The sequence below is a fragment of the Arthrobacter phoenicis genome, from assembly GCF_047238215.1.
Taxonomy (GTDB): Bacteria; Actinomycetota; Actinomycetes; order Actinomycetales; family Micrococcaceae; genus Arthrobacter.
Genome location: NZ_JBDFMK010000001.1, coordinates 3,589,522 through 3,614,673, shown reverse-complemented (window position 1 = coordinate 3,614,673; position 25,152 = coordinate 3,589,522). Strand labels below are relative to the sequence as shown.

25 protein-coding genes and 1 tRNA gene are annotated in these 25,152 nt (G+C 69.2%); 15 read left to right on the top strand and 11 right to left on the bottom strand.

The features are described 5' to 3' along the window. Positions 1 to 15: 15 nt before the first annotated feature. Positions 16 to 717, bottom strand: a complete 702-nt coding sequence (locus tag ABC337_RS17145) for a TetR/AcrR family transcriptional regulator (RefSeq protein WP_459562709.1) — start codon at positions 715 to 717, stop codon at positions 16 to 18. A 71-nt stretch (positions 718 to 788) separates the two neighbouring features. Here ABC337_RS17145 and ABC337_RS17140 point away from each other — a divergent pair, with 71 nt between their 5' ends. Genes ABC337_RS17140 through ABC337_RS17130 form a run of 3 tightly spaced genes read left to right on the top strand, consistent with a single transcriptional unit; the run spans position 789 to position 4,427 of the window. Next, the gene (locus ABC337_RS17140; RefSeq protein ID WP_412882948.1) at positions 789 to 2,153 is read left to right on the top strand and encodes an acetyl-CoA C-acetyltransferase; all 1,365 of its coding nucleotides are present in this window, start codon (positions 789 to 791) and stop codon (positions 2,151 to 2,153) included. 10 nt (positions 2,154 to 2,163) lie between these two features. Further along, positions 2,164 to 3,504, top strand: a complete 1,341-nt coding sequence (locus ABC337_RS17135) for a 3-oxoacyl-ACP reductase (protein WP_412893296.1) — start codon at positions 2,164 to 2,166, stop codon at positions 3,502 to 3,504. Next, complete coding sequence (locus ABC337_RS17130) at positions 3,501 to 4,427, top strand: MaoC family dehydratase (protein WP_412882950.1); 927 nt, start codon at positions 3,501 to 3,503, stop codon at positions 4,425 to 4,427. Before ABC337_RS17135 ends, ABC337_RS17130 begins: the two co-directional genes overlap by 4 nt. Before the next feature lie 117 nt (positions 4,428 to 4,544). On the opposite strand, the gene ABC337_RS17125 is transcribed toward ABC337_RS17130, so the two are convergent. The 5 genes from ABC337_RS17125 to ABC337_RS17105 form a co-directional block, all read right to left on the bottom strand. Next, on the bottom strand, positions 4,545 to 5,672 hold the full coding sequence (locus tag ABC337_RS17125; protein WP_412882951.1) for an FUSC family protein: 1,128 nt from the start codon (positions 5,670 to 5,672) through the stop codon (positions 4,545 to 4,547). 110 nt (positions 5,673 to 5,782) lie between these two features. Further along, positions 5,783 to 6,922, bottom strand: coding sequence for a serine hydrolase domain-containing protein (locus ABC337_RS17120; RefSeq protein WP_412882952.1), 1,140 nt, complete (start codon positions 6,920 to 6,922; stop codon positions 5,783 to 5,785). An 8-nt stretch (positions 6,923 to 6,930) separates the two neighbouring features. After that, positions 6,931 to 7,995, bottom strand: a complete 1,065-nt coding sequence (locus ABC337_RS17115) for a glutathione S-transferase family protein (RefSeq protein ID WP_412882953.1) — start codon at positions 7,993 to 7,995, stop codon at positions 6,931 to 6,933. A 39-nt stretch (positions 7,996 to 8,034) separates the two neighbouring features. Then, on the bottom strand, positions 8,035 to 8,826 hold the full coding sequence (locus ABC337_RS17110; RefSeq protein ID WP_412882954.1) for a M50 family metallopeptidase: 792 nt from the start codon (positions 8,824 to 8,826) through the stop codon (positions 8,035 to 8,037). 7 nt (positions 8,827 to 8,833) lie between these two features. After that, positions 8,834 to 9,187 (bottom strand): TraR/DksA family transcriptional regulator, encoded by a 354-nt coding sequence (locus tag ABC337_RS17105; protein ID WP_412882955.1) that lies wholly within the window; start codon positions 9,185 to 9,187, stop codon positions 8,834 to 8,836. A 129-nt stretch (positions 9,188 to 9,316) separates the two neighbouring features. Between ABC337_RS17105 and ABC337_RS17100 the strand changes: the two genes are divergently transcribed. The 3 genes from ABC337_RS17100 (at position 9,317) to ABC337_RS17090 (ending at position 11,686) form a co-directional block, all read left to right on the top strand. Further along, complete coding sequence (locus ABC337_RS17100; protein ID WP_412882956.1) at positions 9,317 to 9,796, top strand: hemerythrin domain-containing protein; 480 nt, start codon at positions 9,317 to 9,319, stop codon at positions 9,794 to 9,796. 144 nt (positions 9,797 to 9,940) lie between these two features. Beyond that, the gene (locus ABC337_RS17095; RefSeq protein WP_412882957.1) at positions 9,941 to 10,573 is read left to right on the top strand and encodes a GNAT family N-acetyltransferase; all 633 of its coding nucleotides are present in this window, start codon (positions 9,941 to 9,943) and stop codon (positions 10,571 to 10,573) included. 108 nt (positions 10,574 to 10,681) lie between these two features. Beyond that, positions 10,682 to 11,686 carry an IS481 family transposase gene (locus tag ABC337_RS17090; protein WP_412882958.1) on the top strand — a complete coding sequence of 335 codons (1,005 nt, stop codon included), beginning with the start codon at positions 10,682 to 10,684 and terminating at the stop codon, positions 11,684 to 11,686. Between the two features lie 198 nt (positions 11,687 to 11,884). On the opposite strand, the gene ABC337_RS17085 is transcribed toward ABC337_RS17090, so the two are convergent. Together ABC337_RS17085 and ABC337_RS17080 are read right to left on the bottom strand one after the other, a co-directional pair. Next, positions 11,885 to 12,250 carry a hypothetical protein gene (locus ABC337_RS17085; protein WP_412882959.1) on the bottom strand — a complete coding sequence of 122 codons (366 nt, stop codon included), beginning with the start codon at positions 12,248 to 12,250 and terminating at the stop codon, positions 11,885 to 11,887. A gap of 303 nt (positions 12,251 to 12,553) precedes the next feature. Next, a tRNA-Leu gene (locus ABC337_RS17080) sits at positions 12,554 to 12,636 on the bottom strand. Between the two features lie 150 nt (positions 12,637 to 12,786). Between ABC337_RS17080 and ABC337_RS17075 the strand changes: the two genes are divergently transcribed. Beyond that, the gene (locus ABC337_RS17075; RefSeq protein ID WP_412893295.1) at positions 12,787 to 14,091 is read left to right on the top strand and encodes a M20/M25/M40 family metallo-hydrolase; all 1,305 of its coding nucleotides are present in this window, start codon (positions 12,787 to 12,789) and stop codon (positions 14,089 to 14,091) included. 38 nt (positions 14,092 to 14,129) lie between these two features. Next, positions 14,130 to 15,290, top strand: a complete 1,161-nt coding sequence (locus ABC337_RS17070; RefSeq protein ID WP_412882961.1) for an acyl-CoA dehydrogenase family protein — start codon at positions 14,130 to 14,132, stop codon at positions 15,288 to 15,290. Positions 15,291 to 15,347: 57 nt separating this feature from the next. Here the strand turns inward: ABC337_RS17070 and ABC337_RS17065 are convergent, their stop codons facing one another. Next, positions 15,348 to 15,581 carry a DUF5703 family protein gene (locus ABC337_RS17065; protein WP_290257854.1) on the bottom strand — a complete coding sequence of 78 codons (234 nt, stop codon included), beginning with the start codon at positions 15,579 to 15,581 and terminating at the stop codon, positions 15,348 to 15,350. A gap of 39 nt (positions 15,582 to 15,620) precedes the next feature. Between ABC337_RS17065 and ABC337_RS17060 the strand changes: the two genes are divergently transcribed. Both ABC337_RS17060 and ABC337_RS17055 read left to right on the top strand, forming a co-directional pair. Next, on the top strand, positions 15,621 to 15,896 hold the full coding sequence (locus ABC337_RS17060; RefSeq protein WP_412882962.1) for a hypothetical protein: 276 nt from the start codon (positions 15,621 to 15,623) through the stop codon (positions 15,894 to 15,896). 89 nt (positions 15,897 to 15,985) lie between these two features. After that, entirely contained in the window at positions 15,986 to 17,500 is a 1,515-nt protein-coding gene (locus ABC337_RS17055; RefSeq protein ID WP_412882963.1) for an HNH endonuclease signature motif containing protein, read from the top strand. 279 nt (positions 17,501 to 17,779) lie between these two features. On the opposite strand, the gene ABC337_RS17050 is transcribed toward ABC337_RS17055, so the two are convergent. Beyond that, positions 17,780 to 18,715, bottom strand: coding sequence for an aldo/keto reductase (locus ABC337_RS17050; RefSeq protein WP_412882964.1), 936 nt, complete (start codon positions 18,713 to 18,715; stop codon positions 17,780 to 17,782). 51 nt (positions 18,716 to 18,766) lie between these two features. Between ABC337_RS17050 and ABC337_RS17045 the strand changes: the two genes are divergently transcribed. Together ABC337_RS17045 and mshC are read left to right on the top strand one after the other, a co-directional pair. Continuing rightward, positions 18,767 to 19,600 (top strand): undecaprenyl-diphosphate phosphatase, encoded by an 834-nt coding sequence (locus tag ABC337_RS17045; RefSeq protein ID WP_290257850.1) that lies wholly within the window; start codon positions 18,767 to 18,769, stop codon positions 19,598 to 19,600. 15 nt (positions 19,601 to 19,615) lie between these two features. After that, the gene (gene mshC / locus ABC337_RS17040) at positions 19,616 to 20,899 is read left to right on the top strand and encodes a cysteine--1-D-myo-inosityl 2-amino-2-deoxy-alpha-D-glucopyranoside ligase (RefSeq protein ID WP_412882965.1); all 1,284 of its coding nucleotides are present in this window, start codon (positions 19,616 to 19,618) and stop codon (positions 20,897 to 20,899) included. Positions 20,900 to 20,969: 70 nt separating this feature from the next. Here the strand turns inward: mshC and ABC337_RS17035 are convergent, their stop codons facing one another. Next, a complete protein-coding gene (locus ABC337_RS17035) occupies positions 20,970 to 21,875 on the bottom strand; it encodes a PAC2 family protein (protein WP_412882966.1) in 906 nt (301 codons plus the stop codon). Between the two features lie 152 nt (positions 21,876 to 22,027). Between ABC337_RS17035 and ABC337_RS17030 the strand changes: the two genes are divergently transcribed. From ABC337_RS17030 to ABC337_RS17020, 3 genes are all read left to right on the top strand, one after another. Then, the gene (locus tag ABC337_RS17030) at positions 22,028 to 22,768 is read left to right on the top strand and encodes an HAD family hydrolase (protein ID WP_412882967.1); all 741 of its coding nucleotides are present in this window, start codon (positions 22,028 to 22,030) and stop codon (positions 22,766 to 22,768) included. Further along, on the top strand, positions 22,761 to 23,945 hold the full coding sequence (locus ABC337_RS17025) for a site-2 protease family protein (RefSeq protein ID WP_412882968.1): 1,185 nt from the start codon (positions 22,761 to 22,763) through the stop codon (positions 23,943 to 23,945). Before ABC337_RS17030 ends, ABC337_RS17025 begins: the two co-directional genes overlap by 8 nt. 136 nt (positions 23,946 to 24,081) lie before the next feature. After that, positions 24,082 to 25,131, top strand: coding sequence for a tRNA (adenine-N1)-methyltransferase (locus ABC337_RS17020; protein WP_290257845.1), 1,050 nt, complete (start codon positions 24,082 to 24,084; stop codon positions 25,129 to 25,131). Positions 25,132 to 25,152 lie beyond the last annotated feature (21 nt).

The following is a 25,152-nucleotide window of genomic DNA, read 5'->3' as shown; positions in this document are numbered from 1 at the left end:
TGCTAGTGGTCCGGTTCAGGGGGAGGGCAGGTCGGAAAGTTCGGGGGCGATGCCGAAGCAGAGCCAGTCGGTGATCTGCCGCGCCATCGCCTCCTGCCCGGGTTTGGCGGGGGAGGCGGGGCTGGCCAGCCACTGTTCGCCGGCGTTGCGGACCAGGCCGATCGCGGCGTTGGGCCAGTAGCCGATCACGGCCTCCTTGCCCGGGGCCGCGCGCAGCTGCTGGCGCATGGGGGCGGCGATCATCTCGCTGATGGCATCGAAGAAGTGGCCCAGCGCGCCGGCGGCAGCGGGCCCGTTCTGGCTTTCGGGTTCGCCGGGCGCGGACCGGGTCACGAATGTGTAGACGTTGGGGCTGGTCTCGGCCATTTGCAGGTAGGCCGACACCATGGCGTAGAGGCCCTCCCGCGGGGTCTGGGCGGCCTGGGCTGCCTCGCCGATCCGGCGCTGCATCTGGTTCAGGACCACCTCGCCGACGGCCTGCTGCAGGCCGGCCTTGTCCCCGAAGTAGCGGTAGAAGACCGACTTGGAGGTCCCCGCGGCGGCGGCGATGTCCTCCATCGAGGCCTCGCTGCCCAGGGCATGCACGGCGCGACGGGCCGACTTGATCAGTTCGCGGCGGCGTTCCTCGCGGTGCGACTGCCAGCGGGAGGCGCGCCCGTCGACGGCGGCGCCGGGCGTGCCGGAGGACGTGCCGGGCGCGGCTGGGTCAGCTTCCAGGGTGTTCACGATACCCAGCGTATCAGGTACGCTGGGTATCAGTAACCGTTCAGATCCCTAGGAGACAGCCCATGCCTGAAAACGGAACGCCCGCACCCGGCCCCCAGGACTCCGCGGCGCGCCCGGCGGCGCCGGCGCAGCAGCTGCGCAAGGCCGTCGTCGTCGGCGGCAACCGCATCCCGTTCGCCCGCACCGGCGGCGCCTACGCAAAGTCCTCCAACCAGGACATGCTGACCGCGGCGCTGGACGGGCTTATCGCCCGCTTCGGTCTGCAGGACGAACGGATCGGCGAGGTGGCCGCCGGCGCCGTCCTGAAGCACTCGCGCGACTTCAACCTCACCCGCGAGGCCGTGCTGGGTTCGGCCCTCTCCGCCGAGACCCCCGCCTACGACCTGCAACAGGCCTGCGCCACCGGACTGGAGACCGTCCTGGGCCTGGCCAACAAGATCAAGCTCGGCCAGATCGACTCCGCCATCGCCGGCGGCGTCGACTCCGCCTCCGACGCACCGATCGCCGTCAGCGAGGGCCTGCGGGAAATCCTGCTGGACCTCAACCGCGCCAAGACCCTGCCGCAGCGGCTCCAGATCCTCAGCCGCATCCGGCCCAAGGACCTGGCCCCCGACGCGCCCAACACGGGCGAGCCGCGCACCGGCCTGTCCATGGGCGAACACCAGGCGCTGACCACCGCGCAGTGGAAGATCACACGCGAGGCACAGGACGAACTGGCCTACAACAGCCACCGCAACCTCGCCGCGGCCTACGATGACGGGTTCTTCGACGAGCTCATCACCCCGTACCGCGGCCTGAGCAAGGACTCCAACCTGCGCGCGGACACCACCTTGGAGAAGCTCGCCACGCTTAAGCCGGTCTTCGGCAAGAACCTCGGCGCTGAGGCCACCATGACTGCCGGCAACTCCACCCCGCTGACCGACGGTGCCGCCACGGTGCTGCTCGCTTCCGAGGAATGGGCCGACGCCCACGACCTGCCCAAGCTCGCCACCGTCCTCGACGGTGAGGCGGCCGCCGTCGACTTCGTCCACGGCAAGGACGGCCTGCTGATGGCCCCCGTCTTCGCCGTGCCGCGCCTGCTGGCCCGCCACGGACTGACCTTCGACGACATCGACTTCTTCGAAATCCACGAGGCCTTCGCCGGCACCGTGCTCAGCACGCTCGCGGCCTGGGAAGACGAGGAATTCTGCCGGACCCGGCTGGGACTCGACGGCGCGCTGGGCACCGTGGACCGGGCCAAGCTCAACGTCAAGGGCTCCTCGCTGGCGGCCGGCCACCCGTTCGCCGCCACCGGCGGACGGATCGTCGCCTCGCTGGCGACCATGCTGCACCGCAAGGGCACCGTGGGCGGCCGCCCCGCCCGCGGCCTGATCTCCGTCTGCGCCGCCGGCGGCCAGGGCGTCGTCGCCATTCTGGAAGCACACTAGGGGGAACCGGATGACTGACAAATACACCCAGTTCGTGAGCCGCGGCCTCGGCCGTGACATCGCGAAGAAACTCGGCCTGCCGCAGCCGGTGGAACTCCGCCGCTATCGGCCCGGCCAGCCGCTGATCGAGGGACCCATCCTGGTCCAGGGCGCCGGTACCGGTGCGGACGAGCTCGCCGCGGCGCTGCTGGCGTGGGACCTCGACGTCCGCCGCCACGCCGTGCCCCGGGAGAAGCTCGGCGCCATGATCCTGGTCCTCGACGAGGCCGCCCGGCCCGAGGACCTGGAACGGCCCGTCCTAACCGCCGCCGCCTCGCTGCGGGACCTCGCCGCCGGCGGCCGCGTCGTTACGGTCTCCCGTTCCGCCGCCGAAGCCCCTGATCCGGCCGCCGCGGCGGCCCGGCAGGGAGTCGACGGCCTGCTCCGGTCCCTCGCCAAGGAACTGCGCGCCGGGGCCACTGGCAACGGCATCGTCCTGGCCGACGGCGCCCGGACCACCAGCCCCGGTACGCTCGGCGCCCTGCGGTTCTTCCTCTCCGGCCGCTCAGCGTTCGTGGACGGCCAGTTCCTCACCGTCACCTCTGACGCCGGCGAACTGCCCGCGGACCCGGAGAAGCCGCTGGCCGGCAAGGTCGCCGCGGTCACCGGCGCCGCGAGAGGCATCGGCGCTGCGATCGCCCGCACCCTGCACCGCGACGGCGCCACCGTGATCGTGATCGACATCCCCGCCGCCGGGGACCATCTCGCGGCCGTCGCCAACGAGGTGCACGGCACCGCCCTGCAGCTGGACATCACCCGCAAGGATGCCGGCCAGCGGATCATCGACCACGCCGTGCAGCGCCACGGCCGGCTCGACATCGTGGTCCACAATGCCGGCATCACCCGCGACAAGCTGCTGGCCAACATGGACCAGTCCCGCTGGAGCTCGGTGATCGGGGTCAACATCGCCGCGCAGCTGCGCATCAACGAGGCCCTGCTCGCCTCCGAGCACTTCCGGACCTCGCCGCGGATCGTTTCCGTGGCCTCCACCAGCGGCATCGCCGGAAACCGCGGGCAGACCAACTACGCCGCCTCCAAGGGCGGCGTGATGGGCATGGTCCGCGCCACCGCACCGCTGCTCGCCGAGCACGGCGGTTCGATCAACGCCGTCGCCCCCGGCTTCATCGAAACCGAGATGACCGCCAAGATCCCCTTTGCCACCCGCGAGGTGGCGCGCCGCCTGAACTCCCTGCAGCAGGGCGGCCGGCCCGGCGACGTGGCCGAGGCCATCGCGTTCCTGGCCAGCGACGCCGCCGGCGGGATCTCCGGGGAGGTGCTGCGGGTCTGCGGCCAGAACCTGGTGGGAGCATGAGCCCGGCCCCTGTCCTGCTAACGGAGATGCCCTCGCTGTCCAAGCTGTACGTCAACGCTGCCGCCTCCGCGGCGCGTCGTCGGCTGCTCGGGGCCCATGGCGGCACCGCGCTGCCGGCCGAAAGCCACGAGGTCCGCGGGGTGCGTGCCGGCGTCGACAACCTCACCGCTTACCAGCACCTGATCGGCGAGACGGCCAGCGACGTCCTGCCGGCCGGCTTCATCCACGCCCTGGCGTTCCCGCTGGCGATGTCCGTGATGAACCGGGACGACTTCCCGCTCCCGCTCTTGGGCATGATCCACCTCGAGAACACGGTGGAGCAGTCCGCGCCGGTGCTGTTCACCGAGCCGCTGGACATCCGGGCCTGGGCGGAGAACCTGCGAGGCCACCGCGCCGGCACCCAGCTGGACCTGGTGGCCGAGGTCCGCGGGGCGGGCGAGGACGGCAACGCCGCGGACACCGTCCGGTGGCGGGGCGTCTCCACCTACCTCGCCAAGGGTGTGTTCCTGCCGGGCATCGACAAACCTTCCACGGCCCCGGCGCCGGCTGCGTTCACCGCGCCGGACCCGACGGCGCTCTGGCAGCTGGGCGTGGATACCGGGCGGGCCTACGCCGCGGTTTCGGGTGACTTCAACCCGATCCACCTGAGCGTGCTCAGCGCCAAGGCTCTGGGCATGCGCCGCTCGATCGCGCACGGGATGTACCTGGCGTCCCGCGCGCTGGCCGACGTCGGCGCCGCCAAGGGCGACGCCTTCCGCTGGGACGTCCGCTTCGAGGCCCCAGTGTTCCTGCCGGCCCGCGTGGCACTGGACATCAGCACCACGCAGGCGGAGGAGGGGACCTGGCAGGGCTCGGAGTACGTGGCGTGGAGCCCGCGCTCCGGCCGGAAGCACTTCAGCGGTTCCGTCACGCCCCTGGCGTGAGTGGCCTGATGGGCTGGGCCTGAGGGTTCATCAACGACGACGGCGGCCGTCCCCGAGGTGGGGGCGGCCGCCGTCGTTCGTTAATTAATCCCGGTCCGGGCTCTCTGTCCCAAGCCTTCAGTCCCGGGCGGCGGACTTCACAACCCTGAGCATGCGGTGCAGGCTCAGTAGGACGGACTCGACGGCGTTCGGGGCCCCAGGGGTGTGGTCCCCGTCGGAGACCTGTCGCGTCAGCGCGTCGACGGCCCTGTCCGCCTCGGCAATGCGCTCGGCCTGCCGTTCGGTGTCCTCCTCCTCGGTGGACCGGAGGACGTCGCCGACGCGGGCCATGGCGGCGGCGAGCGGCACTTCCTGACCGGACGGGATCACGAACGGGTGGTCGGTTGCCCAGATGACGTCGGAGAGCACCTGGGTGACGTCCTGGATGTGGAAGGTCAGCCGTTCGAGGTCGCGCAGGTCCCGGTAGTCCGCATCCACGTCGCGGGGGTGCAAACGCCGTCGCGGGTTGGCCCGCCGGCTCGCGTCCGCCTTCTGCACCGCGGCACGGACGGAGCGGGTGTGCGCGGCGAGCGCGTCGGAGCGTCGGGACCAGTCCTCGTGTTCGGGCGGCCAGTTCTCCTCCAGGGCCGTCGCCATGTCCCACAGCTGCCGGGCCAAGGCCAGCCGCAGTTCGGCGAGGCTGAGGGCGGCGGCCTTGAAGTGCAGGGGCGGGAAAACCAGCAGGTTCACCACGATCCCCACGGTCACGCCGACCCCCATCTGGAACAGGTAGCCGAAGGAGAAGCTGTCCGGGTTGTGGCCGCCCACCAGCAGCACCAGCAGCGCCGCCGTCGGAATCCAGTCGCTGCCGGACCCGATCTTGGGCAGGCCGGCCAGAATCACGCCCAGGCCCATCACCAGGGCCACGGTGAACGGGCTTGGCTGGCCGAGGCTGAAAAGCATGAAGGCCAGGCCAATGCCGATCGCCAGGCCCACGAGGGTCTGTGCCCCCTGGCGCATCGAACCTGACACGTTCTCATACATGGCCACGAGGGCGCCCAGTGGAGCGTAATACGGGTAGTCAGCGGCGGAGCCGGGCATGAACGGTGCGATAGCGAAGGCGATGCCCGCGGCCAGCGCAGCCTTGATGGCGAGCTGAAGCCGCGGCCACAGCAGGGCCGCGGACACGCTGGCCCGCACCGCGCGAAGCGCCTTGTCGAACCGGGAGGGGTGGCTTGCGCCGTCGGAATTCTCGTCACTAGCCATCCGGCCCACCCTAGGGTCCGGGGCGGCCTGCGACAACTGGACTAACCTCCGGGCGCGGCCGGCCCGCCTGCCTTCGCGGTAAGTCCCAGCTGTGTAACTCAGCCTGCGCCTCAGCTGTCGGCGGCGGCGCAGGCTTGCCGGACGGCCGTGGACAACCGCTGCGCCCGGCCGTTGGTGCGGCCCTCCTCGGCGCGGTGCGGAACATAGCCGAAGCCGATCCCGTAGGCCGGGTCCGCGTAGCCGAGGGCGGCGTTGGCACCCTCGTGCCCGAAGGCGAGGGCACTGCCGAAGTCGCGGTCCGGCTGCGGCTTCATGAAGACGACGGCGAACGCGTTGCTTTGGGCCGAGCAGCGGTCCAGTCCCCACACCTGTTCCTCTGCCATGACGCCGACCGTGGCGGGGGTGAGGAAGGCCTGGCCGCCGTCGACGCCGGTGAGCGCCGCGGCGTAGAGGCGGGCCAGCCCGTCCGCCGACCCCACACCGCCGGCGCTGCTCATGCCGCCGGCGCGGATGGTGCGGTGGTTGGGAAGCTCCATGATGGTACTGACTGGAGCGTTGCTGGTGATCCCGTCCAGGCTGAAAGGGTCTGCCGGCGGCTCATCGTCATAGGGGACGTCCACGTAGCGGGTCTCCTGGTCCCCGGGAAGGCCCAGGAAGAAGTCCACGCCGTGGGGCCGCCGGATCCGTTCGTCGAAGAGTTCCTGCAGGCTGCTCCCCGTCACGCGGCGGCAGAGTTCCTCCATCAGGATCCCGATGGTGAGGGCGTGGTACCCGAAGGCGGTCCCGGGACGCCAGAGCGGCACCTCGGCGGCGAGCCGGCGCCCGCCCTCCGCCGTCGCGAAGTCAGCCAGCGGCAGGCCGCCGCGGATTCCCGGGACCCCGGCCTGGTGCGAGAGGGCCTGCCGGACGGTGAGCGTGTCCTTGCCGTGCGCCCCGAATTCCGGCCAGTAGCTGACCATCGGTGCGTCCAGGTCCAGCACGCCGTCCTGGACCAGCAGTGCTATGACCAGGGCGCCCGCACCCTTGGAGCACGAGTACGTGCCGGTGATGCTGTCCGTGGCCAGTCCCGGCCCGCCGCTCAGCCCGAGGACCCGGGTTCCGTGCCGGTAGACGGCCAGTTGGGCGCTGTAGGCGGGGTCTTCGGCCAGGAACGTGTCGAAGAGCTCCCGGACGGCCGCGAACTCCGGTGCGGCGTGGCCGGTGGAAGCGGAGGAGCCGGGTGAAAGGTAACCGGGATGCTGTTCGGTCACGGTCACGGTCAGGCCGCGCCGTGGCCCGGGGCGACCTCTTCGCCGGCCTTGACGGGTCCCGGCGGCGTGCCGTTGCCGAAGGGGCGGCCGCCCAGTGCCGCCCGGCCGTGCGGAGTCAGCCAGACGGAGGTGTCGGGTCCCTTCGGCACGATCCCGGTGGGGTTAATGTCCTCGTGGACGATGTAGTAGTGCTGCTTGATCTGGACGAAGTCCGTGGTGTCGCCGAACCCGGGGGTCTGGAAGAGGTCGCGGGCGTAGCCCAACAGGGCCGGCATCTCGCTGAGCTTCTGCCGGTTGCACTTGAAGTGGCCGTGGTAGACGGCGTCGAAACGGGCCAATGTGGTGAAGAGCCGAACGTCCGCCTCGGTGATGGTGTCTCCCACCAGGTAGCGCTGGCCCGTGAGGCGTTCCTCCAGCCAGTCCAGCGCCGTCCAGAGCCGGTCGTAGGCGGCATCGTAGGCCTCCTGCGAGCCGGCGAACCCGCAGCGGTAGACGCCGTTATTGACCTCGGTGAAGACGCGCTTGTTCACGGCGTCGATCTCCTCCCGAAGGGCTTCCGGGTAGAGGTCCGGAGCTCCGTCGCGGTGGAACTCGGTCCACTCGGTGGAGAAGTCCAGGGTGATCTGCGGGAAGTTGTTCGTCACCACTCCGCCGCTCGGAATATCCACGATCGCGGGGACGGTGATACCCCGCGGGTAGTCCGGGAAGCGGCGGAAGTAGGCGTCCTGGATCCGCTCAATGCCGAGCACCGGGTCCTTGCCGTCCGGGTCCAGGTCGAAGGTCCAGGAGCGGGAGTCGTGGGTGGGTCCGGGCTGGCCCAGGGAGATGACGTCCTCAAGCCCCAGGAGGCGGCGGACGATGACCGTGCGGTTGGCCCAGGGGCACGCCCGGGCGGCGATCAGCCGGTAGCGGCCCGCCTCCACCGGCCAGCCCGGTTCGCCGTTGGCGCCGGGGGCACCGTCACGGGTAATCCGGTCCTCGATGTAGTTGGTGTCCCGGGTGAACTCTGCCCCTCCGGTGACATAGGCGCCCTTCGTGCTGAAGGTCTGGTCCGTCGTCGTCTCTTCGCTCATGCCCCCAGCCTAAGCCCGGGTGGACCGCGTTCCGGCAGCCTAGCCGGGCAGCGCCGCCAGCACCGGACCCATGGGCTGCCAGGCGGCCCACCACGCCGCCGCAACGACCACCGCGAACAGCACCAGCCACACGGGCGCAGGAATGCGGGTGGCCCGCGCCAGCAGGTAAGCGTCCGACGTTGAAAGCCGGCTGCGGTGCCGGGTATGGACGGCGGCAAGCTTGCCGAGGTCGCGGACGGCGGCGACCAGGAGGGCCAGCCCCAGCCCGATCATCACGTGGCCAATGAAGGCCGGGGGTACGAAGAGCACCAGCAGCACCGCGGCCAGGACGGCCACCGCGGTGATCAGGATGCCGATCCCGTTGCGGAGGAAGAGGAAGGAGGCGATCAGGATCAGGGTCCCCACCGACATCGCGGCCGGCCCCCAGCCGGTGAACCCGCAGCACACCATGGCGGCGCCCACCACGGCGGGGACGGGGTAGCCCCAGAACGTGGACCACACGGCGGCGAGCGGACGGCGGCTGTAGCTGGTGGTGGTGCCGGAGTGATCCAGGCATAGCCGGATGCCGCCGAGCCGCTGCCCGGTCATCAGCGCGGCGAACGCGTGGCCGAGTTCGTGGGTGACGGTCGCCAGCAGGCCGAAGTAACGCCAGCTGGCCCGGGGGATGGACACGGCGACGGCGACGCCGATCACCAGCCACAGTTCGGTGGCGGTCACGACGGGGGAGGGGGCGTGGCCGAACCCGGCGATGATGCGGTCCCACCAGGTCCCGGCGGCGTCGGCTGCCGTGAGGTTCAGCAAGGGGGCGGCAGCGGCGGCTGTCGGATGCATGAAGGGGCTAGGCCTTTCCGGAGGAATGGGTGATGCAGTACGGAGTCCACGGCCGGGCCTCGAGCCGGCCCTCGGCGATGGGTCCGCCGCAGACGTCGCAGATGCCGTAGCGGCCCTCGTCCATCCGCAGCAGCGCCGTCTCGATCTGGGCGAGGCTGTCGCGGCTCTGCGCCATGAGGGCCGAGGCCTGGGAGAGTTCGAAGGCGATGGTCGAGCCCTCGGGGTCGTGCTCGTCGTCGACGTTGGCGTCCTGCCGCGCCGCATTCACGGAGCTGATGTCCCGGCGCAGCGCGGGGAGCAAGGCCAGTTTCCGGTCCCGCTCCTCGGTCAGGAGGCGCCGGAAGTGTTCGAGGTCAACCATAGGCAGTAACGCTAGCGCGGCGGCCCGGGAACAACCCAAACACGGGCCCAACGGTCCTGTCCTCCGCGCGGGCCCCGGACCTACAGTGGGCCCACCGTCCCGGAACGTCCTACGGGAGAGGGAGATGCCATGACCACCGACGACGACGCGGCCCTCGCCGCCGTCACCGCCCACCACGCAGGGATGCACCGGCGCCTGGAGAAGCTCACAGCGGCGCTCATCCATGCGGTGGCTGCCGGCGACACGGTAGGGGAGCACGAGGCACATGCCGTCCTGGTCGAATGGTGTGAGGACGAACTCGTCCCGCACGCGCTCGCAGAAGAGGACGCACTGTACGCGGGGGCGGGTGCGCTGCCGGAGGGCAAGTTGCTGGTCGACGGGATGCTCGCGGAGCATCAGGTTATCGTCGGCCTGCTGGAGGAGTTGAGGGCCGCCCACGACGTGGCGGCCGCCGTCGTCGCCGGTGCCCTGCAGCGCGTCTTCACGCTGCACCTGGACAAGGAAAACCGGCTCCTGCTGCCGCTGATCGCGGCCGCTCCGGGCCTCAGCCTGGCCCGCAGCGTGGCGGGCCTGCACGAGCTGCTGGGCGAGGCTCACGGGTCCACCTGAACCGCCCGCCGGAGGGTCCGCCAGCGTGTCGTTGCGCGCGGTGCCACCGGGGTGATAATTTCTCTTGCCGCCGCAATTGTGCACATAAAAACGGCCTTCGACACCACCCTCCCCGTCGCTTCACGGCGCACGAGAAAGGCCGCAATGGCGCTGCTCATCCCCGACACTCTGCCGAGCCTGGAAACAGTCACCGGCAGGTTCGTCCTCGCACCGTTTACCGCGCTGGACATCGAGCCCCTGGCCCGGCTCCTCGGCCAGGAGGTGATCTGGTCACAGGGCTTCAGCGACAGCGAGGCCCGGCCTGTGGGGGAGGCCGAACTGACCGCCTTCGTGGAACGCCGGTTCTCCGGACTGCAGATCTTCTCGGTGTACAAGAAGCTGCCCGAAGGCCAGTCGCGGTTCGTCGGCACCACGGGTATCACCTCCTACGACGGCGGCACCGAGTGCGTGAAGATCGGCCGGACCGTGCTGGACCCGCAGCTGTGGGGCGCCAAGGTCAACCACGAGGTCAAGATCACGCTGCTGGACTGGCTGTTCTCCTGCGGTGCGGGGCGGATCGAGTGCGACGTCGACGCCCGCAACCAGCGTTCCCTCTCCTCCCTGGTGCGCTTCGGCTTCACGGCCGAGGGCACCCGGCGCCGGTCCTCCCGCAACCTTGCGGGGCTGTGGCGCGACTTCGTCATCCTGTCGCTGCTGACCGAGGAGTGGCCCGGCCTTCGGCCCCGCGTGCTGGCCGCGCTGTCCGGGCAGGACGCGGCGGGGCTGCTGGGGGTCTAGGTGTACTGTCCCGGCAGGTTGGTGACACGGGATTGATGTGAAGCAATAAGAGGACCTCCGGGTGTTGTGTGGTGCTTGTCGAGAGCGAACACAAACCAGGAGGTCCTCGTGTCCCACCGTAACGCGTTTCTGGCCCATGCGGGGCGTCTGCAGCTGGCCCGGTGCATCGTGGTTGATGGGTGGCCGTTGCGGCGGGCCGCGGAGCGGTTCAATGTCTCTGTCCCGACGGCGGCGCGCTGGTCCCGACGGTACCGGGAGCTGGGCGAAGAGGGCCTGGAGGACCGCAGGAGCCGGCCGCTGACCTGCCCGCACCGGACCCCGGTCCGCACCGAGCGGCGTGTGCTCGGGTTGCGGGTGAGCCGGCGGTGGGGTCCGGCCCGGATCGCGTACTGCCTGCATCTGAACGTCTCCACGGTCCACCGCATCCTGACCCGGTACCTGTGCCCGCCGCTGCGGTTCACTGACCCTGCCACGGGGATCCGGGTCCGCGGCCGTGAGCGTGCCCGCCGGTATGAATACCCCCGGCCCGGGGAGATGATCCACGTGGATATTAAGAAACTGGGCCGTATCCCCAACGGCGGCGGGCACCGCGTCCACGGGCGGGTTCAGGGCGAGGCGAACTCCCGGGCCAGGAACCTCGCCGATGGCCGGCGCAAGGACCGGGGCCAGGTCCGGGGTTACACCTTCCTGCACCACGCCCTGGATGACCACTCCCGGTTTGTGTACTCCGAGATCCTGCCCGATGAAACCAAGGAAACCGCCTCGGCATTCATGCGCAACGCCATCGCCGCGTTCGCCGACCGCGGCGTCAAGATCCAGCGGGTACTCACGGACAACGGTTCCTGCTACCGATCCCGGGCGTTTGCCGCTGTCCTGGCAGAAACAGGCATCAGCCACAAACGCACCCGCCCCTACAGGCCGCAAACCAACGGCAAGGTCGAACGCTTCAACCGCATCCTCCAAGAGGAATGGGCCTACGCGAAGACCTACACCTCAGAAACCGAACGGCAAGCCTGCTACCCGGACTTCCTCGAGTACTACAATCACCGCAGGCCCCACACCGCACTCAAGGGCGCCTCGCCCAACACCCGCGTCACTAACCAACCGGGTTAGTACATCTAGGGGTCGTGGGCGGGACGCCGGAGCTGGCAGGACGTCGAGGTGCTCTCGGACCGGCCCTGCGTAGTGGTCGTCCCGCACCGGCCAGGACTGCAGCGATGATAAGTCGGAAGCCTTCGCCAGGTCGCGCTTGATGGCGTCGGCGCCGGCGAGCTGGCCGCGGATCTTCACGGACACCTCGGGGGTGTGTCTTTAGTCTGTGCTCGAGGACGGTTCGGGCCATTTCCAGCGGCCGTCGGGTTCGATGCTGTAGGTCATCTGGCCGAAGAGCATGTCGCTGGTGCCGGCCGTGTTTCCGCCGTGGTCCGCGTACAGTGCCCTGACTTTCGCGCCGCGGCACTTCAGGTACCGCACGCTCAGCCACAGCGCCGCGATCAGGCACAGAAAGGGGATCCCGGTGAGTGCCCATTGGCGGACGCCGGCCCAGTAGAGGATCAGGAACGGGACCACCGCTCCGGCGGCCGTCTGGATAATCAGTCCGATGATCATGGAGAACCGGAGGTCCCAGTCGGCCGGACGGTTGTGGATGTCGTAGAGCTTGTCCTCAGGTGAAGTCACGGTGTCTTTCCTATCAGGAACTGGCGACTCCCGCCCGCCGCGGGTCATACCGCCGCAGCCCAGGACCGGAATATCCGGCGCTGGAAGAGTTCGTCGGGGACGTTGTCGGTGACGTCGGCGTGTTCGGTGCTGCTGGCCATGGTGTTCCCCCCGTGGATCGGTGCCGTGCAGGTCGCTCCTGCTAAACCTAATGTGTGCGGAGGGATACGGGCTGCTCTCCGCCGCGTGGGCGAAGTCCGAGTTCGCGTGGACGGGAATAGAAAAAGCCCCTGGAATCCTTGGATTCCGGGGGCTTTCCCTTTGTGCGCGGAGGGGGACTTGAACCCCCACCCCCTTTCGAGGACTAGCACCTCAAGCTAGCGCGTCTGCCATTCCGCCACCCGCGCAGGTGGTATTTCCGGGAAGATTTCCGCCTCTCAGCGTTTTGCTTTTCTCGGAAGCAGCGAGAAAGACTCTAGCACGCAGATTCGGAAACAAATAATCGGGGCTTGTGGGTAGGCTGAACGGAGCACTGAGCCACTGCCACGAGGAGCGAGATGACGAACATTCGGCCCGAAGATGAAGTCGTCCGGATCTGCCAGGAGCTGATCCGGATCGACACCTCGAACTACGGTGATGGATCCGGTCCGGGGGAGCGGGCCGCGGCCGAATACACCGCCGGTCTCATCTCCGAGGTAGGGCTGGAAGCCGAGATCTTCGAGTCCGCCCCGGGCCGGGCCAATGTTGTCACCCGCATGGCCGGCGAGGATCCCTCCGCGCCCGCCCTTGTGGTGCACGGCCACCTCGACGTCGTGCCGGCCCAGCGCGAGCAGTGGTCCGTGGACCCGTTCGGTGCCGAGCTCAAGGACGGCCTGATCTGGGGCCGCGGCGCCGTGGACATGAAGGACATGGACGCCATGATCCTCTCGGTCCTGCGTGACTTCGCCCGCACCGGCCGCAAACCCAAGCGCGACATCATCTTCGCGTTCTTCGCCGACGAGGAGGCCGGCGGCGCGTACGGCGCCCGCTACGCCGTCGACAACCGCCCCGAACTCTTCGAGGGCGCCACCGAGGCCATCTCGGAGGTGGGCGGCTTCTCCGCCACCATCGGCGGGCAGCGCACCTACCTGCTGCAGACCGCCGAGAAGGGCATCTCCTGGCTGCGCCTCGTGGCCCACGGCCGCGCGGGCCACGGCTCGCAGATCAACACGGACAACGCCGTGACCCGGTTGGCCGCCGCCGTCACCCGGATCGGCGAATACCGCTGGCCGATTGAGCTGACGCCCACCACCCGCCAGTTCCTCGACGGCGTCACGGAGCTCACCGGCGTCGAATTCGATCCCGACGATCCGGACAAGATCCTCCAGGAACTCGGCACCGTGGCCCGCTTCGTCGGCGCGACGCTGCAGAACACGACCAACCCCACCCTGCTCAAGGGCGGTTACAAGCACAACGTCATCCCCGAGTCCGCGGAGGCCCTGGTGGACTGCCGCACGCTGCCCGGCCAGCAGGACCAGGTCCTCGAGATCGTCCGCGAACTCGCGGGCACCGGCGTCGACGTCAGCTACGTCCACAGCGACGTCTCCCTGGAGGTCCCGTTCGCCGGGAACCTGGTGGACTCCATGATCGATGCGCTGCACTCCGAGGACCCGGGCGCGAAGGTGCTGCCGTACACGCTCTCCGGCGGCACGGACAACAAGTCGCTGAGCCGGCTAGGCATCACCGGCTACGGCTTCGCACCGCTGATGCTGCCCGACGAGCTGGACTTCACCGGCATGTTCCACGGCGTCGACGAGCGCGTACCGGCCGATTCACTAAAGTTCGGCGCGCGGGTGCTGAACACGCTGCTGACCAACTACTAGACGGCACCGCCGTTCCCGACAGAAGGCCCCTCCACGCCGTGACACCCGAAGAAATCCTCCCCGACGCGCTGCTGGACAAGATCCGCGCCCGGGCGGCCGGCTACGACCGCGACAACGCCTTCTTCACCGAAGACCTGCAGGACCTGGCCGACGCCGGGTACCTGAAGATCTTCGTGCCGGCGTCCGATGGCGGGCTGGGACTCGGGCTGTCGGGTGCGGCGCAACTGCAGCGGCGGCTCGCGACGGCGGCGCCCGCCACCGCGCTGGCGATCAATATGCACCTGGTGTGGACCGGCGTCGCCCACGTCCTGGCCGCCCGCGGGGATTCCTCCCTGGACTTCATCCTGAAGGAGGCGGCGCAGGGGGAGATTTTCGCGTTCGGGAACTCGGAGGCCGGCAACGACTCCGTGCTCTTCGACTCCCGCACCGAGGCCGCCCCGCAGCCCGGCGGCGGTTACGCCTTCACCGGGCGGAAGATCTTCACCAGCCTCTCACCGGCCTGGACCCGGCTGGGCATCTTCGGCAAGAACGCCTCGGCCCGGGACGGCGAGGGCGAACTGGTGCACGGTTTCATCCACCGCGATACCCCCGGCTACCGGATCCTCTCTGACTGGGACACGCTGGGAATGCGCGCTAGCCAGTCCAACACCACGCTGCTCGAGGGTGCCGTGGTGCCGCCGGAGCGGATCTTCCGGAAACTGCCGGTCGGACCCAACGCGGACCCGCTCATCTTCGCCATTTTCGCCTGCTTTGAGACGCTCCTAGCGGCCGTGTACACCGGCCTGGGGGAGCGCGCGCTGCAGCTGGGCGTGGAGGCGGTCAAGCGGCGCACCTCCTACAAGAACGGCGGCCGCAGCTACGCCCAGGACCCGGACATCCGTTGGAAGGTCGCGGACGCGGCGATGGCCATGGACGCCCTCTACCCCTACCTCGCCACGGTGGCGGCCGACGTCGATGCCCTCGCCGACCACGGCGGACAGTGGTTCCCCAAGCTGGTGGGCGTCAAGGTGCGCGCCACGGAGACCGCCCGCACAGTGGTGGACCTGGCGATCCGCGTTTCGGGCGGGTCCAGCTACTTCCGCGGCTCGGAGCTGGAACGGCTCTACCGGGACGTACTGGCGGGGATGTTCCACCCGTCCGACGACGAGTCGGCGCACAACACGGTGGCCAACTCGTGGCTGGGGCCGATGGAGGGGTAGCGGGTTCTTTGGGGCCGCTTAGAGGTCTTTGGGGCCGCTTAGAGGTCTTTGGGGGTCTTAGACGGTCCGCTGGACCTGGATGACCTTGCGGCGGAGCCAGAAGCGCCGGCTCCCGCCAACGTAGAGGACGCTGCGTTCCAATTCCCACTTGCCGTATTCGGAGTGGGCGGCCAGCAGGCGGCGCGCCTCGGGCAGGGAATCCTCAGGGCTGACCGTCAGTACGAGGTATTCGTACTGACGTGCATAGTCCCGTTCCCGACGGACCGAGCTGTTCAGAAAATGTTCCCTCATCGCTCTCCATTTTCGTCTTTTTCGGGCTAACGTGAAGTCATGAGCATCGATCCGCGTGTCGCGCTTCAGTCACTCACTTCCGCTTTGGAGGAGCATCTGGCCGCCGCAGCGTCGAAGCGTAGCGACGGTGATCCGGCGGTAGAGGCGGCTTTCTTTGCCGTTGCCGATGCTTTTGAAGTCTACGACGACTCCCTGTACGAAGCGTACGGCGAAGTCACGCCGTTGGAGGTCCTCGATGAGGACGATGACGAAGACGACGACGACGAGCGTGAGTCCGTCGACGACGAGGAAGACCTCGAGCTCCTCCAGGACTAGGGGAGACCCCTAACTCCACGGCTGGGTTTCCCGCCCAGCCCGCCGCGTCAGCGGTCAATAATGTCAGACCCCCTTGGCATCGTTAATGCATGGGAACTCCCTTCGCGGTTTCGCTTCTTCCGGCTTACCGGCCGGTCAATGACGGGCGCGGCGGTATTGCGTTGGGGGATATCGCCGCCTCGCTGCGGGACGTTTGTGCGTCCGCTGTTGACGACGCCGGGCTCCTGGGTTTCGCCGAGGCGGCGGCTTTCGCCGGGGACGTGGAGGAGCTCGCCCGGTCGGTGGAGTTCCTGCAGGTCGTGGCGGTGGGCGCGGTCGACCGGACCCGCACCCAAGCCGCGGCAGCAGACTCAGCCGATGCTTCTGAGCGGTCAAAGTCGGGGCCGGTGGGGGACGGGTACCGGCGGACCACGGACTTCCTGCGGGACCGCTTACGGATCAGCACCCCCGAAGCCCACCGGCGACTATGCCTGGCCGGGGAACTGCTGCCCCGTGTCGGGCTGACCGGCCAGCGAATTCCAGCCGTTCACGAGGAACTGGCCGCGGCATTCGCGGAAGGGGAGGTCCCGTCCCGGTCTGCGACCATCATCACGCAAGCACTCGACCGGGTACGGCTCCTCGCCGACACCGCCACACTGACCCGGATGGAAGAAACCCTCACCACTGTCGCTGCGGTTCACGACCCGGACTTCTTCACCCGGGTCGCCCGCCGCTGGGTCGACGGCCTCGACCAGGACGGCGCCGAGCCCACCGAAGAACTCCTCCGCCAGTTACAGGGCGCGTTCATCCGCCGACCCAGGCATGGTCTCCAGCACCTGGAAATCTTCGCGACCACCGACCAGTTCGAACACCTCCTCACGGTCATGAACACCGCCACCAACCCCCGCACCGGAACCAATAGCGGTACGGGGACGCCGGCCGGAGGCGGGGACGCTTTCGCCGCCGAACCCGGTGTGCCCGACGAGCGGCTGGATCTCCGGACCCGGCCCCAACGGCTGCTCGACGGCCTGGTCGCCGGCTCCAAAATCTCCCTCGCCGGCGGCGGCCTGCCCGCCGCCGGAGGTCTCCGACCCCAGGTCATGGTCACTATCGACTACCGCGACCTCCTCACCCGCCTCACGGCGAGTTCTGGACCTGCCTCTAAGAGCCTGACAGCGTCCGCGCCCCTCGGACTGACCGGGACCGCGTCGGGGTCGCTAGCCTTCGCCGGACCCGTCACCGCCGCCACCATCCGCAAGATCGCGTGCGACGCGGACATCATTCCCGTCCTCCTCGGCACCGAGGGCCGGGTCCTGGACATCGGCCGGACCAGCAGAATCTTCCCGCCCCACATCCGCAAAGCCATCACCGCCCGCGACAAGGGCTGCACCTTCCCCGGCTGCACCATCCCGGCGCCCTGGTGCGAAGCCCACCACATCGACTACTGGTCCCGCGGCGGCCCGACCAGCACAGACAACGGTGTCCTCTTGTGCTCGCACCACCATCACCTGATCCACAAAGAACAATGGACCACCCAAACCCGAACCGGGACTCCCTGGTACATCCCGCCACCCCACCTCGACCCCCACCAAAAACCCCGACAAAACCACTACTTCAGACAATGAAGGCAGCGATCGGAAGGTATGGAAGCGCCGCCCAACGTGGAGAAAACGGGAAGTGCGGGCTGAGAGTTGCCTACAAATCGTGCGAGACGAAAAGGCACGTGCCCAGGGCCGGCACATGACGGATGATCAGTAGCGGGCCAGCATCGTGAGAGGTCGCTTGCCCTCGGCCATAGGACGGGCCAGGGTTGGTAGCCATAGAGCGGTGGCGATCCAAGATCGACTCTCTGCAGTGCCCGCCGCAGTGGATCAGCGACGGACGGAGAGGAGCCTAACCTGGCCCTATGCCGGGCTGGAGACGTCCTCGAGCGCCACCGCGATCTCCGGCGGCAGGGGTGCGAGCGTGGCGTCGAGGATTTCCTTCAACTGCACCGGGGTGCGCGCGCCCACTACCGCCGTCGCCACGCCATGCTGGGACAACAGCCAGCTCAGGGACACGTCCAGGATGCTGCGGCCCAGACCCTTCGCCGCCATGGCAACCGCCTCGACCACGCTGGAGGCGCTTCCCTCGAGGTACGGCTCGACATAGGCGGCCAGCTTCGACTGGGCGGCGCGGGAGTCGGCCGGGATGTGGCCGCGGTACTTGCCGGTCAGCACGCCGCGTCCCAGGGGAGCCCACGCCATCAGGCCCAGGCCGGCGTCCTCCACCGCGGGAATCAGTTCGGCCTCGGCCTTGCGCTGCAGCAGCGAATACTCGGCCTGGCTGGCCACCAGCGGGAACCCGGCCACCGCCGCAGCCTTGGCGGTCTGCCAGCCGGAGAAGTTGGAGACGCCCGCGTAGCGAACCCGGCCGGAGCGGACCGCGTACTCCAGGGCCGCCAGGGTCTCGTCCAGCGGCACGTTGGGATCCCAGGCCTGGGCGAACCAGAGGTCCACATAGTCGGTGCCCAGCCGGGCGAGGGAGGCGTCGAGGCTGGAGAGGAGGGCGTTGCGCGAGGTGTCCACGCTGTGGCGGGCGCCCGACGTCGTCAGCCCCGCCTTGGTGGAGATGACCACCTCGCTGCGCGCCACGACGTCGTTGAGCATGCTGCCGAGCATCGCCTCGGCCCGGCCGCCGGCGTAGGAAGCCGCGGTGTCGATCAGGGTGCCGCCGCCGTCGACAAAGGTATGGAGCAGGGCAGCGGCATCCTGCTCATCGGTCTCACCGGCCCAGGACATGGTGCCAAGGGACAGGGACGAGACACGCAACCCACTGTTGCCGACATAACGCTGCTGCATGCCTGCAAGCTTACGGTGCTTCGGCCGGCCGTACCGGTAGGGTCTATAAACGTGAACTGGATAGAAGCGGCCTTTCTGGGCCTTGTGCAGGGACTGACTGAGTTCCTCCCGATTTCCTCAAGCGCCCACCTTCGGATCGTCGGGGAGTTCCTCCCGGACGCCTCGGACCCCGGGGCCGCCTTTACCGCCATCACGCAGCTGGGCACCGAGACCGCCGTGATCGTCTACTTCTGGCGCGACATCGTCCGGATCGTGAAGGCGTGGTTCGGCTCGCTCACCGGCAAGGTCTCCCGCCAGGACCCCGACGCGCGGATGGGCTGGCTGGTCATCCTCGGCAGCCTCCCCATCATCGTCCTCGGCCTGCTCTTCCAGGACCAGATCGAATCCGTGCTGCGCAGCCTCTGGATCGTCGCCACCATGCTGATCGTCTTCGGCATGATCCTTGCGGTGGCCGACGCCACCGGCCGGCAGGAGCGCGACCTCAGCCGGCTCACCTACAAGCACGGCATCCTCTACGGCTTCGCCCAGGCCCTCGCGCTCATCCCGGGCGTGTCCCGCTCCGGCGGCACCATCACCGCGGGCCTTTTCATGGGCTACACCCGTGAGGCCGCCGCCCGCTACTCCTTCCTCCTGGCCATCCCCGCCGTCTTCGGCAGCGGCCTCTACCAGCTCTACAAGGTGCTCACCAAGGAAGGCCTCAGCGGCCCCTACGGCCTCCCCGAAACGGGCCTGGCCACCGTGATCGCCTTCGTGGTGGGCTACGTCATCATCGGCTGGTTCCTCAAGTACGTTTCCACCCGCAGCTACCGGCTCTTCGTCTGGTACCGCATCCTCCTGGGCCTGGCGCTGTACCTACTGCTCGGTTTCAATGTCATCAGCGCCTAGCACTAGGCTTGGTCTGTGAAATCCTGGACCTCCCGCCCCGTTCCTCAGCTGCCGGGCACCATGCCCGCCGTGCGTCTCTTCGACACCGCCCAGGGCGGCCCCGTAACCCTCGACGCGGCGGGGGAGCAGTCCATGTACGTCTGCGGCATCACGCCCTACGACGCCACCCACATGGGGCACGCTGCCAGCTACGTCGCCTTTGACCTGCTCAACCGGGCATGGCGCGACGGCGGTCAGAAGGTCGCCTATGTCCAGAACGTCACCGACGTCGACGACCCCCTGCTGGAGCGGGCGACGGCGACCGGCGTCGACTGGCGCGACCTCGCCGCCAGCCAGATCGAGCTCTTCCAGACGGACATGGAAGCCCTCAACGTTCTCGCCCCGGATGACTACATCGGCGCGGTCGAGGCCATCCCGCTGATCGTCCCCGCCATCGAATCCCTGCTTGAGCGCGGCCTGGCCTACTGGGTTGCCGGCACGGACGGTGAGCCCGACGGCGACGTCTACTACGACGTCGAAGCCGCGGGCAAGCACTCGGCCGAGAACCACGACGCCTGGACCCTCGGCTGCGTGTCACACCTCTCCGACGCGGAGATGCTCGAACTCTTCGCCGAGCGTGGCGGCGACCCGGGCCGCGCCGGCAAGCGGCAGGCCTTGGACCCGCTGCTCTGGCGCGTGGCCCGCGACGGTGAGCCCCGCTGGGCCGGTGGCGAACTGGGGGAGGGCCGCCCCGGCTGGCACATCGAGTGCACGGTCATCGCGCAGAAGTACCTGCCCGCACCGTTCACCGTTCAGGGCGGCGGCTCGGACCTGGTCTTCCCGCACCACGAAATGGGTGCCGGCCATGCCTACTCCCTGACCGGGACACCGCTGGCGAAGCACTTCGCGCACGCCGGAATGGTGGGCCTCGACGGCGAGAAGATGAGCAAGTCCAAGGGCAACTTGGTGCTCGTCTCAAAGCTCCGTGCCGCCGGCGAGGAACCGGCCGCCATCCGCCTGGCGATCCTGGCCCACCATTACCGCAGCGACTGGTCCTGGACGGCCGAAGGCTTCGAGGAAGCCAAAGGCCGCCTCGACTCGTGGCGCAAGGCCCTCGTGTCCGCACCCGCCGGATCCGCCAAGGCCCTGATCGAACAGATGCGCGCCGCGCTCTCGGACGACCTCAACGCCCCTGAGGCACTCGCCGCCGTCGACGCCTGGGCCGGTGCCGCCCTGGCCGCCGGTGACACCCCGGCCTCGGCCACCGACGCAGCCCTCGTATCCGACGCCGTCAACGCCCTGCTCGGTATCGAGCTCTAGGCAACCACCAACGCAAAAGCGCCGGCGACCCTCTGGCAGGGTCGCCGGCGCTTTGCAGGTTAAGGAGTTCCTACGGCTTGTCCTTGCCCCGGCGCTTCAGGTACCGCTCGAACTCCCGGGCGATGGATTCGCCGCTGGCCTCCGGCAGGTCGGCCGTGTCCTTGGCCTCCTCCAGCTGCCGGACGTAGGCCGCGATCTCGGGATCCTCGGTGGCCAGCTCGTCCACGCCGCGTTCCCACGCGTCCGCGTCCTCCACCAGCTCCTGCGTGTCCAGCGGAAGCTGCAGCAGCTCCTCGATCCGGTGCAGCAGCGCCAGCTGGGCCTTCGGCGAGGGCGCCTGCGCCACGTAGTGCGGCACGGCGGCCCAGAGCGAGATGGTCGGCAGCCCGGCCAGCAGCGCGACCTCGGACAGGACGCCGACAATCCCCACCGGGCCCTCGTACTGCGAGGCCTCCAGGTCCATCCGTTCGCGCAGGGCGGCGTCGTCGGTCGAGGCGCTGACCGGGATGGGGCGGCTGTGCGGCACATCCGCCAGGAGCGCCCCCACCAGGATGACGTAGTCGACGTTCAGCGCCTCGGCGTGGACCAGGAGTTCGGCGGTGTAGGCGCGCCACTTATAGGACGGCTCGGTTCCCTGGACGAAGATGACGTCCACGTTCGAGCCCGGCACGCTGGCCTTGAAGATCCGGGTGGAGGGCCACTTGATCTTGCGGTCGCCGGAGGCGGTCCGTCGGATGACCGGGCGGGTGAACTGGAAATCGTAGTACTCGTCCGCGTCGATGGTGCCGACCTTTTTGCCACCCCAGAGCTTGTTCAGGTAGCGCAGGGCGTCGCTCGCGGCCTCGCCGGCGTCGTTCCAGCCCTCGAACGCGGCCAGCATCACCGTGATCCGCTGGCCCTCCGGAACGGGCTGCAGCAACCGTTCCGGCTCAGGCAGGGCGTCCGTTTCCGGGGTGTCCGAGTCGAAGCTATTCATGAGTTCACCCTACGTCCAAGTTCCGGACGAATGCAGTCAGGCCGGCCTTCTGAGTCCGGCGTCTTCGCCCTCGGCGTAGCGGCCCGCGCCAGGGAGCGGCCGGCACACCGGCACTGAATCGGCCCCTGACACTGCACCGTAGACTGGAAGGCATGCGATCGCCAGCCTCCACACCCCTGCTCAAAGCCGCTCTCTGGGACATGGACGGCACCATCGTGGACACCGAGCAGTACTGGATCGCCGCCGAGCACGCGCTGGTCGAGGAACACGGAGGGCAGTGGTCGCACGAAAAGGCGATGCAACTGGTGGGCCAGTCCCTGGTGTTCTCCGCCGGCCTCCTGCAGGACGCGGGCGTACAGCTGGAAATCCGCGAGATCATCGACACGCTCACCGGCCATGTGGTCAGCCTGGTTCGCGAGGAAGTGCCGTGGCGTCCCGGAGCCCGCGAACTGCTCGACGAACTGCACACCGCCGGCATCCGCTGCGCCCTCGTGACGATGTCCGAGGCGCCGCTCGCCCGTGAAATCGTGGCCAGCCTGCCCAAGCCCTACTTCGAGTTCCTTGTCACCGGAGACACCGTCACCCAGGGCAAGCCCCACCCGGAGGCCTACCTCAAGGCCGTGGAACTGCTGCAGGAGGCCGACCCGGAGCTGGGACTGCACCACTGCGTAGCTCTCGAGGACTCCGCCCCGGGCGTCGCCGCCGCAGTCGCCTCCGGCGTCACCACGGTGGCCATCCCGCACATCGTTCCGCTGCCGGAGGATCCCCGCCGCGCCACCTGGGACACCCTGGCCGGCCGCACTGTCGCGGACCTCCAGGAACTCGTAACCCTGCGCCACGAAACCACCCCCGCCCCCGCCCCGGCCTTCAGCGGCGGTGGCCGCAATGACTGAACCGTCCGGACCCCCGGCAGGCAGGCAGCGCACCGATAAGCCGGCCGAGGACAAGCCGTTCTCCCTGCGCGGCGGCATTCCGCTTGGCCGGATCGCGGGCATCCCCGTCATTCTGGCCTACTCGTGGTTCGCGATCGCCGCGTTTACCGTGATCGCCTACGGCCCGGTGCTGGCGCACAACAACCCCCGGCTGGGCGCAACCGCCTACCTCGTGGCGTTCGCCTACGCCGTGCTGCTGCTGATCTCGGTGCTGATCCATGAGCTGGCGCACGCCCTCACCGCCCGGATGTACCGCTGGCCCACCAGCAAGATCGTCCTCAACCTCTGGGGCGGCCACACCCAGTTCGAGGAGTTCACCGCCTCGCCCGGGAAGTCCGTGCTGGTGGCCATGGCCGGCCCCGTCGCGAATCTGGTTCTGGCCGGCGCCGGCTGGCTGGTGGTCTCCGGCGGCCAGCTGACCGGCGTCGCGGACACCCTGGCGAATATCTTCGTCTGGGCCAACCTCCTGATCGGCATCTTCAACGTTCTGCCCGGCCTTCCGCTCGACGGCGGCCGCCTGGTGGAATCCGCCGTATGGAAGGCCACCGGCAGTCACGAGAAGGGAACCATCGCCGCCGGCTGGGCCGGCCGAATCATCGTGGCGGCCCTGGTCATCTGGTTCGTGGCGTTGCCCCTGCTTAGCGGCAACCGGCCGGACACCTCCCTGCTGCTGATCACCCTCCTCGTGGGCAGCTTCCTCTGGCTCGGCGCCACCGCCTCCATCCAGCAGGCCCGCTACCGCAGCCGGCTTCCGCTCGTGGCCGCCGCCGCACTGGCCGAACCTGCCATCGGCCTCCCCGCCGCGGCCAGCGTCGCCGAAGTGCTGCGGTTCTCGCCCGGCGGCAGCCCCGCCGTCGTCCTCTACGGCCCGGACGGGCGTCCCTCCGCCGTCGTCGACCCCGCTTCCGCCGCGCAGGTACCCGCCGGTCTCGCCGACACGACGCCGGCGACGGCGGTGGCTTACCCGCTCACCGCCGGCGCCTACGTCAAGGGGACGGACCGGGGCGCGGAACTCCTAACGTACCTCGCGCAGCTGGAGGGCTCGGACTACGCGGTAATCGACGACGACGGGCGCGTCACCGGCCTGTTGCGCCAGCTGACCGTCCTGAACACCCTCACCGGCAAACAGCGCGGCTGACCGTCGCCGGACCGCCGGAAACCCCCACCCCCGCCGGAAACCGGTAGAGTTACCTGCCGGCCGTGAATCTCCGGCCAACCCACGGGCCGCCGCCGAATCCGCGGCCACCCAGCGTCACAGGAGCGAGGAACATCCCATGAGCAGCGACACCGCCGCCAACGCCACCCCTCACGGGGACGTCCCCCCGCTGACCCCGGCCGGCGCCAACCGCCGCCGCGGCCCGTTCCGGGTGGGCGAGCGGGTGCAGCTGACGGACGAACGCGGCCGGATGAACACCATCAGCCTCGAGACCGGCGGCGCGTTCCACACCCACCGCGGCTTCCTCAACCACGACGAGATCATCGGCAAGCCGGACGGCTCCGTGGTGGTCAACAACGTCGGCCAGCAGTACCAGACCCTCCGGCCGCTCCTCTCTGACTTCGTCCTCTCCATGCCGCGCGGCGCGGCGGTCGTCTACCCCAAGGACGCCGCCCAGATCGTCACCATGGCGGATATCTTCCCCGGTGCCCGCGTCGTCGAGGCCGGCGTCGGCTCCGGCGCCCTGTCCATCTCGCTGCTCCGCGCGGTGGGCGACAACGGCTACCTGCACTCCTTTGAACGGCGCGAAGAGTTCGCCGACATCGCCCGCGGCAACGTCGAAACGATCTTCGGCGGCCCGCACCCGGCCTGGCAGATCACCCTGGGCGACTTCCAGGAACAGGTCGTCAAGACCGAGGAACCCGGCTCCGTGGACCGCGTCGTACTGGACATGCTGGCGCCCTGGGAGTGCCTCGACGCCGTCGCGACCGTCCTGGCGCCCGGCGGCGTCTGGATCAACTACGTTGCCACCGTGACGCAGCTGTCCCGCACCGCCGAGGCCATCCGCGCCGACGGCCGCTTCACCGAACCCGACGCCTGGGAATCCATGGTCCGCGGCTGGCACCTCGAGGGCCTGGCCGTCCGCCCGGACCACCGCATGGTGGCCCACACCGGCTTCCTGCTGGTCACCCGCCGCCTCGCCGACGGCGTCACCGGCATCTCCGTCAAGCGCCGCCCGTCCAAGACCGAGTTCGACGCCGAAGACGTCAACGCCTGGACCCCCGGCGCGGTGGGGGAGCGGGCCGTGTCGGACAAGAAGCTACGGCGCGCGGCCCGTGACGCGATCGCCGGCACCAACGTGGTGGACGGCCCCGAGGTCACGAACTAGTCCGTATTTCGGAAGTCTTCC

Bases quoted from the DNA above. Each gene is read 5' to 3' on its own strand.
- ABC337_RS17100 (WP_412882956.1), top strand. From the start codon at position 9,317: ATGACCACCGACGACGACGCGGCCCTCGCCGCCGTCACCGCCCACCAC.
- ABC337_RS17140 (WP_412882948.1), top strand. From the start codon at position 789: ATGCCTGAAAACGGAACGCCCGCACCCGGCCCCCAGGACTCCGCGGCG.
- ABC337_RS17110 (WP_412882954.1), bottom strand. From the start codon at position 8,826: ATGCATCCGACAGCCGCCGCTGCCGCCCCCTTGCTGAACCTCACGGCA.
- ABC337_RS17130 (WP_412882950.1), top strand. From the start codon at position 3,501: ATGAGCCCGGCCCCTGTCCTGCTAACGGAGATGCCCTCGCTGTCCAAG.
- ABC337_RS17105 (WP_412882955.1), bottom strand. From the start codon at position 9,187: ATGGTTGACCTCGAACACTTCCGGCGCCTCCTGACCGAGGAGCGGGAC.
- ABC337_RS17020 (WP_290257845.1), top strand. From the start codon at position 24,082: ATGAGCAGCGACACCGCCGCCAACGCCACCCCTCACGGGGACGTCCCC.
- ABC337_RS17115 (WP_412882953.1), bottom strand. From the start codon at position 7,995: ATGAGCGAAGAGACGACGACGGACCAGACCTTCAGCACGAAGGGCGCC.
- ABC337_RS17135 (WP_412893296.1), top strand. From the start codon at position 2,164: ATGACTGACAAATACACCCAGTTCGTGAGCCGCGGCCTCGGCCGTGAC.
- ABC337_RS17075 (WP_412893295.1), top strand. From the start codon at position 12,787: ATGACGAACATTCGGCCCGAAGATGAAGTCGTCCGGATCTGCCAGGAG.
- ABC337_RS17055 (WP_412882963.1), top strand. From the start codon at position 15,986: ATGGGAACTCCCTTCGCGGTTTCGCTTCTTCCGGCTTACCGGCCGGTC.
- ABC337_RS17025 (WP_412882968.1), top strand. From the start codon at position 22,761: ATGACTGAACCGTCCGGACCCCCGGCAGGCAGGCAGCGCACCGATAAG.
- ABC337_RS17030 (WP_412882967.1), top strand. From the start codon at position 22,028: ATGCGATCGCCAGCCTCCACACCCCTGCTCAAAGCCGCTCTCTGGGAC.
- ABC337_RS17060 (WP_412882962.1), top strand. From the start codon at position 15,621: ATGAGCATCGATCCGCGTGTCGCGCTTCAGTCACTCACTTCCGCTTTG.
- ABC337_RS17065 (WP_290257854.1), bottom strand. From the start codon at position 15,581: ATGAGGGAACATTTTCTGAACAGCTCGGTCCGTCGGGAACGGGACTAT.
- ABC337_RS17125 (WP_412882951.1), bottom strand. From the start codon at position 5,672: ATGGCTAGTGACGAGAATTCCGACGGCGCAAGCCACCCCTCCCGGTTC.
- ABC337_RS17035 (WP_412882966.1), bottom strand. From the start codon at position 21,875: ATGAATAGCTTCGACTCGGACACCCCGGAAACGGACGCCCTGCCTGAG.
- ABC337_RS17095 (WP_412882957.1), top strand. From the start codon at position 9,941: ATGGCGCTGCTCATCCCCGACACTCTGCCGAGCCTGGAAACAGTCACC.
- ABC337_RS17050 (WP_412882964.1), bottom strand. From the start codon at position 18,715: ATGCAGCAGCGTTATGTCGGCAACAGTGGGTTGCGTGTCTCGTCCCTG.